Annotated in this window: 7 protein-coding genes; 4 read left to right on the top strand and 3 right to left on the bottom strand. The window is 38.6% G+C overall.

The window, feature by feature from the left end; all coding sequences use genetic code 11:
- Window positions 1-87 precede the first annotated feature (87 nt).
- The 4 genes from ACRZ9O_RS06105 (at window position 88) to ACRZ9O_RS06120 (ending at window position 9,362) form a co-directional block, all read left to right on the top strand.
- Window positions 88-5,769, top strand: coding sequence for a T9SS type A sorting domain-containing protein (locus tag ACRZ9O_RS06105; RefSeq protein ID WP_459457373.1), 5,682 nt, complete (start codon window positions 88-90; stop codon window positions 5,767-5,769).
- A 210-nt stretch (window positions 5,770-5,979) separates the two neighbouring features.
- The gene (locus ACRZ9O_RS06110) at window positions 5,980-8,166 is read left to right on the top strand and encodes a B12-binding domain-containing radical SAM protein (RefSeq protein WP_459457375.1); all 2,187 of its coding nucleotides are present in this window, start codon (window positions 5,980-5,982) and stop codon (window positions 8,164-8,166) included.
- A 52-nt stretch (window positions 8,167-8,218) separates the two neighbouring features.
- On the top strand, window positions 8,219-8,740 hold the full coding sequence (locus ACRZ9O_RS06115) for a helix-turn-helix transcriptional regulator (protein ID WP_459457377.1): 522 nt from the start codon (window positions 8,219-8,221) through the stop codon (window positions 8,738-8,740).
- On the top strand, window positions 8,706-9,362 hold the full coding sequence (locus ACRZ9O_RS06120) for a nucleotidyl transferase AbiEii/AbiGii toxin family protein (RefSeq protein WP_459457379.1): 657 nt from the start codon (window positions 8,706-8,708) through the stop codon (window positions 9,360-9,362). The genes ACRZ9O_RS06115 and ACRZ9O_RS06120 overlap by 35 nt, the downstream gene beginning before the upstream one ends.
- Before the next feature lie 330 nt (window positions 9,363-9,692).
- Here ACRZ9O_RS06120 and ACRZ9O_RS06125 read toward each other — a convergent pair whose 3' ends face one another.
- The 3 genes from ACRZ9O_RS06125 to ACRZ9O_RS06135 are packed head-to-tail and all read right to left on the bottom strand — an operon-like array spanning window position 9,693 to window position 12,857.
- Window positions 9,693-10,154, bottom strand: coding sequence for a cupin domain-containing protein (locus ACRZ9O_RS06125; RefSeq protein WP_459457380.1), 462 nt, complete (start codon window positions 10,152-10,154; stop codon window positions 9,693-9,695).
- Window positions 10,155-10,161: 7 nt separating this feature from the next.
- Window positions 10,162-12,402 carry a xanthine dehydrogenase family protein molybdopterin-binding subunit gene (locus ACRZ9O_RS06130; RefSeq protein WP_459457382.1) on the bottom strand — a complete coding sequence of 747 codons (2,241 nt, stop codon included), beginning with the start codon at window positions 12,400-12,402 and terminating at the stop codon, window positions 10,162-10,164.
- Window positions 12,399-12,857 (bottom strand): (2Fe-2S)-binding protein, encoded by a 459-nt coding sequence (locus tag ACRZ9O_RS06135; RefSeq protein ID WP_459458023.1) that lies wholly within the window; start codon window positions 12,855-12,857, stop codon window positions 12,399-12,401. Before ACRZ9O_RS06135 ends, ACRZ9O_RS06130 begins: the two co-directional genes overlap by 4 nt.
- Window positions 12,858-12,896: the final 39 nt, after the last annotated feature.

Here is a 12,896-nt window from a genome sequence, read left to right on the forward strand (position 1 = left end):
TAAATAAAGAGATACCATTAAATAAATTGTTCTCGGATTTTTTTATTCGGATAATTAAATTCGACGTAATCATTCAAATTCATGATCATGAAACTAATTACGTTTTTCGCAGTTACTACCCTTTCTTTGGTCGCTATAACTTGTTTTGGACAAAATGCTTCAGTCGATTTTGGAACAACTTACAAGGTTACTTTCGCTTCTGATAAAATTTTAATCAATGGCCAAAACCCATCAAATCTAACGCTTTATAATCAAAGCGCTGTCGAATTAGACATTTCAGATGTAAGCCTAAATGGGCTAGACCTTTATATTTCAACAACCCCAGATTATCCCTTTTTCAATAATTTTCTTCAAACAAGCAATGCGGTAATTAAAAGAGGAAAAGACGGCGTAACTGGATCTAGATTCACCATTGACATACTTGCAGCAAAAGAGGCCACTGGAAATGAATTTCATCCGATACTCTATATAAGTTCCAGAAAAAAACCAGGAATATCGAATAAGGTCTATGTTTTTAATAAAGCATCAAATCAAGATTACTACTTAGTCAATAATGGGACTTATAAGCGTCAAATACTTCCAAGAAATTTAGTCTCTAATTATGCCAATCAAAAGGGGAATTTCAACTATAACATGATTATGCCATTTAGCTATAGTCCCTTCTTAATTTTCGATGATCTAAATAATGACAAAATTGATGATTTTATACTAGCTACAAATAATGCCTTTTACAATGGCAATTTTTTCAACACAGGGGGAATGTATATTCCTTTATACAAGTACTTAACAAAGAATACAGACAATACCTTCAACATCAGAAATGACAATGAGAATATGTCATATCCTAATAGTCAGCCAGCAAGCATGTTTCACAATGTAAATCGGGCTTCAATTATTGATTTAAACAATGATGGCAAAAAAGAAATAATAGGATGGGGTGAAGGATACCATCAATCCCCTGACCCCCTTCTTCCTCAATTTGCTGCATCAGCAGGATTAGTCGATAACATTGATTTTAAAGGGGATACTGCTTCCTCCTACAACAAGTTAATGTATTTAAAGAAATTAACTTTTTATGAAATATCTAATGGGAAATTAGTAGATAAAAGAAACCTAGTACCAGATGGCATTCCTTTATCCGCGTCACTTTTTGGAAGCGCGGGAGATATAGAAAAAGATGGAGACAATGATATCATTGTTGTAAGCGAAGGTGTTTGGCGAATGGAAAACACAAACTACCAGTTTTCGTTAACGAAGGTTTTGAATTCAGATGTCGCTGATTTTATGTCAGAGGGATTTCAAAGACGCATTTCAACAATGCTACCCTATTTAGTGGATGTCAATAATGATGGATACGGTGACTTAATTTTTAGTCTAGAAAAAATGTCTGGAGAGAAAAAGCCAAATCGTATTGTTTATGCCTTAAACAATAAGAATAAAGGTTTTACATTCAATGCATTACAAGACTTCGTCCCTTACAACGATAATCCTTCAAAGGACAACTACTTGAACTATGTTTTAAGTGACGTTTATGCGGAAGATATCAATAAAAATGGCACACAAGAAGTGGTTTTTTGCTTTGCAAAAGAATTTTCAACCGTAGACAATGAAAACCCACACCCATCCCAGCAATACTATAGAATAGTCGAAATTACATCAACAGGGAGTATTATAGATCAGACATCCTCCTATTTTGAAGGTACAACAAATAATATTAAAGTCTCTTCCAAAAACGGAGGCAACTTTCAATTTGTGAATATGGACGCTGATCCAGAATTAGAGATAATCCCCTACTTCAATACCTATGATCCTGCTTATTACTCCTGGTTTCCAACAGGAGGATGGTATGGCTATTGGAATAACTATACCGGATTTCAATATTTCGACTTAGTTAATTCAAAATACCAGATTAAGCGTTTAGGTAATTTAATTAGTTATGCTGATGACAATTCAACAGGTAAGCAAAATTCAATTAAAATAAACGAAACTTATTCTAATGGTCAATTTATGTTTCACGATTTTGACAAAGATGGAAAGAATGAGATATTAATCACAGGGAATAATACAGATCAACTTTTACAGCCTACAGTAGATTTTCAATTCAATTCAAAATTGATCGATCTAAAAGAAAATACCGCAGTTAATTCAAACATAGATACCATCTCTGTTAGTAGTCCTATTTCAATTGCTGATTTTACCTTTTCATTAGTTGAGCCAAATGACTTCATCGGATTATCAGGCAATAAATTATTTATTAAAGCCGCGATTGATTTTGAGACCATTAAAACCAAAAAAATAGTCGTTCCCATAAAAGTTACGAATACCCGTTATAATACATTTACCATTATTGAAAGAACGTTTAATGTAGTAGATGTACTTGAAAATGTAACTCCACAACCGTCACAAAACAATTTCAGAAACGGAAGTTCGCCATCTACCTTCCGCTATCTTATGCCAGACCAAGCGAATAATGGCTACAATCATATTATGTACCAAACGGAAGGTTTGGATGGATTAAATTACTTTGGCAATAGACTAGAAGATTATGATCTAGATGGGAAATTCGACATCATGATGAGAGCGAAAGAATATTTAGATGGAGCCTGGGATCTTCCAGCTGGGAATCCTAGAGTTTACCTGAAAGGATCTATAGCATCAGATTATAAATTCACAATGGAGAAAAAAGATGTGATTCTTGCGGACGGAACAAAAGTCGTTTATGATTCATTGAGCAGTAAAAAATATGTATTTAACTATACATTTCAAGACCCTACGCCTTTGTATCAAATAGGTGTAAATAACTTTGATTTATATTACCAATCTAAAGGTTTTACTAAGTTTGAAGACTATTATTTTGACAATGATGTTTTGTGGTTTACCCCTAGAGTCTATGAAATTACCAACGGTGTCATTAATGATGTAACTAAAACAAAATTGACTTATTCGGATAATATCAAGAAAGATGTTGTTCGCTTTCTTTGGCCGCAGGCTAGCTCCACAACTGATATTGATGGTGATGGAGATTTAGACATTGTCATTTCAGCCAGAAACACCTTTAATAACATAGAGAATTTTACAAATAATTACGATTCAAATTTTCAGAATATCATAGTTTACAAAAACCAAGGTAATGGAACATTATTTGCAGACATAATGGACATTAATAGTATTGGAAACTTTGGTATTCAAGAAGGTAATGTATTGTATGCATTAAATATGGATAATGATAATGAAAAAGAGGTTCTTACCTCTATTTCAAAAGGAAATTCATTCACGGCGAACTTAACACCTGACAGAGAGTTTGGCTATTTGGATTTCAATTTTCAGACAAATTCCGTATCATTTAAGAAAATCTTTAATGCAGCCGAATTCTTAGAAGATCCTAATTGGTCTATTGAGCCTAAGGACGTCAAAGTATTGCCCAATAAATCAAATCGAAATTTATTATTGTTCTATTATAGTGATCAATATGGATCACCTGTACAAAAATTAGTAGGGACAACTAATTTTAATGAGGGGACTACCATGCAATATTTTAGGGTTTATGAAGTAGTAAACAAAAATTTAACGAATGTAACCTCTGAATTCTTTTCCAATAACGAAAATAAGACGCTTTCACTAGATAATAGCGGAAGGGTTTATTTACTCGATGTAGATGGAGATGGGATAACAGATATTTACCCTCAATTAGGCAACATGCCTTATCCAGAAGGGGGAGGTATAAAGCAATTTTTAAAATACCCAAGTTGGAATGGCAAAATTAATACCTTGTACTATTTCAAACAGGACAGTCAGGGTAAATATAAATTGACTGATTTAGCAACTATTGAAAACTTCAATTACCCTCAAAATATCAAAAGCTCTGATTTCAATTTGTTTAATGATAATGGAGAATTAAAGGTGAATGAAAAAACATTGCGTCTAGAATCGTTTACTGGATTAAACACCTATTCGCTGCACGATATTGATAAGGATGGAAAACTAGAATTACTTACCTCATGGCAACCAGATTACTTAAGTGTTTATACAAAATCTGATTTAAATTATTCCCCTGTAAGTAACTATAAGATTAGTGAATCAAGAATCGCCTTTGAAGGTAATCCCGTAAATAGTTTTGTATCATTATATGATTTTTCAAAATCCACTTTCCCCAGTGATACAGCCTATATAGGTCTTGATTACCGTTTTTTACAAAAATTTGTCGTAAAAGATGCAGGGAAATTAATTACGCACAAACCTTTTTTCTCTGAACCTCAATTAAATAGTAAACCATTTACTTACGATCCTCCCTTTTTAAATCCTACTGAGGTGAATAGTACTGAACACTTATTAACCATGAGTTTCAATTCTTCAATCCCTGATTCTAGTGGAGTGAGTTATACAGTACCGTTTACCCTACCTGTCCAAAACGATATTTACCTAAAAAAGGTGGATATGATCTTAAGCAAAAAGAATATAGCCCCATTCCCTTTCTCCATTATTACTGAAACAAAAGTAGACGGTGGAAATTTCAAGGGTTTTGAATTAACGTTATCTAATTCTGTAGATATCAATTTAAATGAACATCGTGTAAACGGAAATATCATAAGTGGATTAAAATATGGCTATGAACTTTATGTCAATAAAGTATTGAAAAAAACAGTTGTGTTTGATGAGAATATCAACTACAGCTACGATAATTCGAAAAACAAGACTACGATTACTGGCTTTAGAATTCCGTTAGAAGGAAGCAGCTTCGCGAACGCGACGTATAAAGTTTTTGCAATAGATACGTATGATGAAAAAATAAAAACTTACGCAACTAAATTGTTCTGCGAGAATGCACCAAAGCCTATATTGAACACAACAAAATACAGCTTTTGCGCAAGTGATACACTTAAATTGTCCATTACAAATAGTCTGAAAGGTGATAAATATGTTTGGTATTTTGGCACAAAAATAGATACCTTAAACGTAACTGCTAAGTCGTTTCTTGAAACACAAAAAGTCTTAATTACGAAAGTAGATAGTTTAGGCTGTGAAACTAAAACAGATAGTTTATCAGTAACTAAATTAGCTGTTGTTGCAACTCCAACAGTTTCTAACTCCTCTTCACTTACTTTCTGTGCAGGTAATAATGTAATTCTGACAAGTAACGGAACACCTAATAACCAATGGTTCCTTAATGGAAATGCGATTAATAACTCAAACTCTACTACCTATACGGTTACCGCATCAGGCGTATATAAAGTAAAAGCATACACCAGCGATTGTAGTAGCGCCTTTAGTTCCAATGTCACCGTTGTGGTTAACCCCATACCACCTACTCCTACAATAACCTTAGACGTGAACGGAAGTCTAAGTTCAAGCGCTTCAACTGGAATTCAATGGTATTTTAATGACGTTAAAATAGATAATGCTACACAGAAAACGATTGTACCTACAAAGAGTGGTGATTATACAGTAAAAGTGATTACTCCTTGTGAAAGTACAATTAGTAGCCCCTATAATGTAGTGGTCACTTCCGCAGAAGAAACCATTTTAGAACAAGTTCAAGTTGCCCCTAATCCATTCTCAAATCGATTTAAGGTAAATTTCCCTGTTGAATTTGGAAAAACAGCTCATGTGAAAGTCATGGATATGACGGGATCGATACATTACAAAAAACAAGCCGTGTTGAATGGCGAAATTATAGATCTTAGCCATTTAAATGGGGGTAATTATATGCTACACTTAGAGTCGAACGATAATTCAAATGCGAAAGCGATTAAAATAAGTAAGATTCAATAAAATAGTATTAAACATTTCAAATAATTTCCCGACCTTGCCTTCCTAAACCCCAATAAGATGGCCAAAGGCATGAATTCCCAAAAGGCGGCAAAGAAAGAACCCGCTAAAACTCCGAAGGAGAAAAAAGATGAAAAAAGAGAAAAAAAGAAAGCAGGCTATCAATAGATGGCCTGTTTTTTGTTTTAGCGCTTTTCATTACTTTTGAGGCGCATGAGCTCAAAAGACCCGAAGGTATTTTTCATTACCCCTCCTTTTACCCAGTTAAATACGCCCTACCCAGCGACGGCCTATTTGAAGGGTTTTTTGAATACCAAAGACATTGCTTCCTATCAGGTTGATTTAGGTTTAGAAGTCATTCTGCAGCTTTTTTCCGCTGAAGGACTCAAACAGTTATTTGCCCACATTGAAGATTCAGGCAAAAATTTAAACGCTAACGCTGAGCGAATGCTGCGATTAAAGCAGTCCTACATTCGCACTATTGACCCGGTCATTTCCTTTTTACACGATAAAAATCCCACACTTGCGCACGTCATTGCAGAGCAAAACTACTTGCCGGAAGCGTCTCGCTTTCAGCAAGTAACAGATTTAGAATGGGCCTTTGGGAGCATGGGCGTGCGGGATAAAGCGAGGCATTTAGCCACGCTCTACTTAGAAGATATTTCTGATTTAATTATTGATGCGGTAGATCCGCATTTTGGGTTTAGCCGCTATGCGGAGCGCCTAGGAAGATCAGCCTCGAGTTTTCAGGAGTTAAACCAAGCATTGAACGCGCCATTGACTTACATCGACGAGTTATTGGTTGAATTATTAGATGCCAAAATCAAAGCCGAAAAACCCAATCTAGTCGCCATCACCGCGCCGTTTCCAGGTAATTTATATAGTGCTTTGCGTTGTGGGCAATGGATTAAAAAACACCATCCTACGATCAAAGTCGCCTTTGGTGGCGGGTATGCGAATACGGAATTACGTTCCTTGCAAGAGCCGCGCTTGTTTGAATATGTCGACTTTATCACGCTAGATGACGGGGAAACACCTTTATTGAATTTGCTGGAGCATTTAAAAGGTTCGCGAGAATTAAAAGATTTAAAACGTACTTTTTGTTGCCTCGATGGTGTAGTGACTTACCTAAATGGGTCAAAAGAGGCTGACGTAAAGCAGAAGGATGTGGGTATTCCGGATTACTCCGATTTACCTATAGACAACTACTTATCCGTCATAGAGATCGCGAATCCGATGCACCGCTTGTGGAGCGATGGTAGATGGAATAAATTGACCCTGGCACATGGGTGTTATTGGGGCAAATGTACGTTCTGCGATATCTCTTTATCCTATATCAAAGATTACGAGGCCACCACGGCTCAACTGTTAGTAGATCGCATCGAGGCGATGATTCAACAAACGGGAAATAATGGTTTTCATTTCGTGGATGAAGCTGCACCGCCGGCCTTGATGCGCGATGTGGCGATAGAGATTATACGCAGGGATTTGACCGTTGTTTGGTGGACAAATATTCGATTTGAGAAGAGTTTTACGAAGGATTTATGCCAATTACTCGTTCGATCAGGCTGTATAGCCGTTTCGGGCGGTTTAGAAGTCGCTTCGGATCGATTGCTAGAACTAATTGATAAAGGCGTAACCGTGGCTCAGGTGGCCCAAGTTGCCGATCATTTTACACAGGCCGGTATCTTAGTTCATGCCTATTTGATGTATGGATTCCCTACCCAAACCGCGCAAGAGACAGTAGATTCACTGGAAGTAGTTCGTCAGCTGGTGGAGAATGGGGTGATGCATTCGGGATTTTGGCATCAATTTGCTCTTACGGCGCATAGTCCCGTAGGTCTAAATCCGGATGCTTATCAGATACAGATCTTAAATCCTGAACCAGGAAGCTTCGCAAATAACGATTTAGAGCATGAGGATCCAACGGGTACAGATCATGCCCGGTTTAGTGAGGGCCTAAAGAAATCCTTGTTCAATTATATGCACGGCATCGGATTAGATATGCCGCTTCAGGAATGGTTTGATTTCAAAATTCCCCGCACGCAAATACCTAAAAACTACATTAAGCGCATTCTAGCTCCTACGGCAGAATCGTTGCCTAAACCCAATGCCAAAATTTGTTGGCTCGGCCCAGTTCCTACTTTAGGCAAGACCTCTCGAGGAAAATCCATCCTTCAATTGAGTATGGGAAGAGATGAAGTGGAATTGCTTGTGCCAGAGAAATTGGGTTCATGGCTTTTGAATACCTTGTGGCATATTTCGGTGGGACCAAACAAAACCTGGATATTTGAAGAGTTTGAAAAGGAATATGCCAAAGCAGGTTTAGGCGACTTTACCATTTTCTGGGAGGGTGAAACGGTGGAGGAGTTAAGGGAGATGGGCTTATTGGTGGTGTAAATCACTATTCCCAAAATATTCATTTGTAAACAATTTTGTTTACATTTGAATTATGAACTCCTTCATTTCAAAATTTAAAGGCATCCATCCCGGGATTATTTTAAAACGGGAATTAAAAAAAAGAGCACTCTCTCAACGCCCTTTTGCCCTATCTATCGGGGAGCACCCACAAACACTAAATGCTATCACAAAAGGCAAGCGAAATTTAAATACCGCTTTAGCTCTAAAAATTGAACGACAACTCGATTTAGAAGAGGGGACTTTGGCATTACTACAAACCTACTTTGAAATTCAGGAGGAGAAGAAAAAAATCAAGCCGACTACACCTACTATAGCCAATATCAGAAAATCAGTATTTTGGGATACGGATATCAGTCAAATCGATTGGAATAAGCAAAAGAATGCGGTTATTCGACGCATATTTGAACGAGGAAATGAGCTTGAGATAAATGAAATCAAGCAATTCTATGGTGCTGCAATCATCACTGAGGCCTTAAAACAACAAACAGGAGCACCCTATACCCTTTATTCCAAACCTAATGATGAAAACGCTATACTTCAACACGATAAATGAGTTGTTGAAAAAAAGCATTTTCATTGTTATGAGTACCCCCATTTTTGATACTTTTCGCTTAGTAGGTGGTACCGCTTTAAGTTTACAAATAGGTCACCGAGAATCAATCGATATCGATTTATTTAGTGATATCAACTATGGAGATATAGACTTTGATCAAATTGATTATTCTTTGAGACAGCGATTCAATTATGTCGCGACCTCAACCATGCCTCCAGCTCTTGGAAAAGCCTACTTTATAGGAGAAGACAAAGAACATTCCGTCAAATTAGATGTTTTTTATACAGACCCATTTATCCAACCCTTTATTGTAATTGACACCATTCGAATGGCTTCAATTGAAGAAATTATTGCGATGAAAATGGATGTTATTCAAAGAGGTGGTAGGAAAAAAGACTTCTGGGATTTACATGAATTACTTGCACGGTTCAGTATCCCACAAATGATAACATTACATGAAAAGCGCTATCCGTATTCCCATGACAATAATACCGTGATCAAAAATTTAACCAATTTTGAATATGCGGATGACGACCTAAACCCTATTTGCTTAAGGGGTAAATATTGGGAATTTATAAAAGATGATTTTAACGAGATCGTTACTAGACTCAATCTTACCTGATGGAAAACAAAAAAGCTTCAAATTTCTTTGAAGCTTTTTTCTTAGTTGGCGGTCCGGACGGTGGGAATGAAACAAATCTGACTGAACTCAAATCGGACAAAAACGTCAAAATATAATAGTGTAGGTATTATATTGGTTAATCTAATTGTATCGAAATTGTATCAAATCAGGTAGTTCTGCTTCGGTTTTAGCACCACCCCTATACTTCCAAAAAATATAAGTCCATTCTGGTTGATTAGGTTTTAAAAGAATTAATCACCCTTTTAATTGTAAGAAGTTTATAACCTCTTTTTGATTACTGCTCCTCTTAATAAGTGATATGTTCAACCATTATTTTTCGTACAACTCTTCCTCTATAACAGGATTCAGCCACACAGTAGATTCTTTTTTTGAAATACCATTCATCATGACACCTTGAATAAATTGTTTATTTAAAGAACCATGAGAATGAATGACACCAGGAAGAATTTCTACTAAATCCCCCTTTTTTAGTTGAATCATTGGCTTACCCTTTTCTTTAAAATATCCTTCTCCATCCACTCCAAAAATAATTTGTTTGCCAGTATGTTTATGCCAATTGCTTCGAGCTTTAGGTTCAAATAAAACCCTAGAAGCAAGGAAGTCACTTTCCGAATCGTTAATGAAATATTCTACCCAAACATCGCCAATGAACCTTTCAGAGGGACCTTTTGACCAATTACCTTGCAAAGGTTTTTCTGAACTTTGAGCGGTAGTTTGAAATGATACTAAAATTGAAATCACCAAATGAATTATAATAACGACATTTTTCATATATCATCTACCCATTTAAATGTGGCTGAAAAGGCTGTTGGTAAAAACGCTTCCCCGTCGCCTGATACAATGCATTCGCCATCGCCCCAAAAATCGGAGGGAATGGAGGCTCTCCTAATCCTGTCGGATCAATTTCGTTTTTCACAAAATGCACATCGATATTCTTCGGTGCCTCATTGTGACGAATCATGCGATAAGTGTCAAAATTCTTTTGATCCGTTTTACCATCTGTTAACGTCAACTGTCCAAACAAGGCATTGCCAATTCCGTCAATCGCCGCACCCTCGGCCATGTTTTTCGCCCCTTCCGGATTCACAACTACACCGCAATCCAAGGCTGTCGTTACTTGGTCAACCGTCACTTGGTCGCCTTTCACCTGTAAATCGATGACCTGTGCCGCATAGGAATTGTGGCAGAAATACGCTGAAACCCCGCGTTTTTTACCCGCGTTTTCCTGTTTTCCCCAGCCCGATTTTTCGCGCACTAATTCCAACACGCCCATATAGCGGCTCGCATCGTAATCGTTGGTTTTGCCTACCGGGTTATCTTTAGCCCGCTGCAATAATTCCAAACGGAACGCAATCGGATCCTTACCCATGTACTCCGAAATCTCATCCAAGAACGACTGTTCCGCCGCCGCGTTAAAGTTCGAACGAGGGGCACGGAAAGCGCCAATCGTAATGTTCGATGGAATCACAAAACTCTCCGCTAGGTAATTATCAATCGCTCCTGCCGGAAAACGATTGGCATGTAAAGGGGATTCAGGAACGCCACCACCTTTGGCATGAAAAGCAATCAGCTTCTTGTTTTCATCGAAAGCTGCGCGGTAGGTCAACTGGTAGGACGGACGGTAAATACCCGCACTCACATCATCCTCCCGCGAGTAAATTAATTTAACGGGTGCATTCGCTTGCTTAGAAATCAAGGCCGCCTCGATCATGTAGTGACCATACGCACGACGACCAAAACCGCCGCCCATCCGCACTAATTCAATCGATATGTTTTCCTTCGGAATGCCTAAACGAGTAACGATGGCTGGCATAATCCAATCTGGGATTTGGATAGGCGCAACGAAACGAACTTTATCGCCCACATAATGTGCAAACGTGTTCGTCGGTTCCATGATATTATGTGCCAAAAATGGCGCAGTGTAGGTACGCTCAATTACGTGTTTCGCCTCCGCAAATGCCTTTTCTGGATCTCCATCTTTTCGCTCAATCACGCCTGGCTTTTTGCTCATTTCGAGCATTTGAGCATAATGTTTTGTTGTACTTTCTAAGCCTGAAGGAACCGTTGTTTCACGGTTATTCACGCCCATCTCCTTTCTTTCCGGAGCTATTTCCCACACGGCCTTGATTTTCTTGCGTGCGTTCATCACATCCCAAGTAGACTTGCCCACGACGGCAATTACTTCGTTGAACGAACGCGTATCAAAACCCCCAAATTTGTGATCATCATTAAAGACTTTGATCGGGAAAATATCCACGATTCCCGGCATCTTCTTCGCTGCGGTTACATCGAATGATTTCAATCGCATACCAAAAGCCGGTGGCCGTTCGGTCATCGCAATTAACATCCCCGCCTCGCGGTAATCCATCCCGAACAAGGGTTTTCCTTGTGCAATTTTGGGTGCTACTACATTCTTTTGTGGGGTACCGATTAAGCGGAACGATTGATTTCCTTTCAAGACAATGTTCTTCGGGACCGGTAATTTCGCAGCTGCAGCAGCAAAAGTTCCGTAGGTTTCTGACTTGCCACTGAACGCGTGCGTGATCATTCCGTTTGCGGTGGTCAATTCCGAAACAGGTAAATTCCATGCCTGGCTGGCCGCCGTCAAAATCATCTGACGCGCTGCTGAACCTACCGTCCGCAATTGCTTCCAAGCCATGCGAATACCTTGGCTACCTCCGGTAAACTGGCGCGGGAAAGCTTTAGGATCGTAATTCCCTTGTTCCACTTCCACTTGCTTCCAATCCACATCTAATTCCTCTGCAATTAACATCGGTAAAGAGGTCATCACATTTTGGCCAAACTCGGGATTAGGAGAGAATATTTTGATCGAATTATCCGATGCGATTTTGATGAAACTAGTCACCTCTTGCCATACGGGTTCGATATTCAATTCTGCTAGACTGTCTTCTGGTTTTGCACTCGCGAACCATGAAATACCTAGCATCATGCCTCCTCCGGATAGCGATGTTACTTTCAAGAACGAGCGTCTGCTGAGATTTGAGTCTGTCTTTTTCATGATTTCGCAGCGGCTAGTTGAATGGCTTTTTTGATACGCGTATAGGTTCCACAACGGCAAATATTGCCCGTCATGAAGTTTTCAATATCTTCTTCCGTTGGATTAGGTGTGTTTTTCAAGAGAGCCGCGGCGCTCATGATTTGGCCAGACTGACAATAACCGCATTGCGCGACGTCCACATCCACCCACGCTTTTTGAACGGGGTGATCGCCTTTCGCTGACAAACCTTCGATAGTGGTGATTTCCATACCCGCTAAAGCCGAAATGGGCAATTGACAGGAGCGAACAGCGTCGCCATTTAAGTGTACTGTGCAAGCGCCGCAAGAGCCGACACCGCAACCGTATTTCGTACCTTCCATGCCTAGGATGTCACGTAGCACCCACAAAAGGGGCATATTTTCATCCGCCTCTGCCTGGTGGACTTTCTTGTTAATCTTAACGGAATATTTCTTGATCATAGTCGTGGTGAATTAGGAGAATCGAAGCAAATATAT

Source organism: Aquirufa sp. HETE-40SA (assembly GCF_054558635.1).

Coding starts and splice junctions, on each gene's coding strand:
- ACRZ9O_RS06130 (WP_459457382.1), bottom strand. CDS start 12,402: ATGAAAAAGACAGACTCAAATCTCAGCAGACGCTCGTTCTTGAAAGTA.
- ACRZ9O_RS06120 (WP_459457379.1), top strand. CDS start 8,706: ATGATGAAAACGCTATACTTCAACACGATAAATGAGTTGTTGAAAAAA.
- ACRZ9O_RS06105 (WP_459457373.1), top strand. CDS start 88: ATGAAACTAATTACGTTTTTCGCAGTTACTACCCTTTCTTTGGTCGCT.
- ACRZ9O_RS06115 (WP_459457377.1), top strand. CDS start 8,219: ATGAACTCCTTCATTTCAAAATTTAAAGGCATCCATCCCGGGATTATT.
- ACRZ9O_RS06110 (WP_459457375.1), top strand. CDS start 5,980: ATGAGCTCAAAAGACCCGAAGGTATTTTTCATTACCCCTCCTTTTACC.
- ACRZ9O_RS06125 (WP_459457380.1), bottom strand. CDS start 10,154: ATGAAAAATGTCGTTATTATAATTCATTTGGTGATTTCAATTTTAGTA.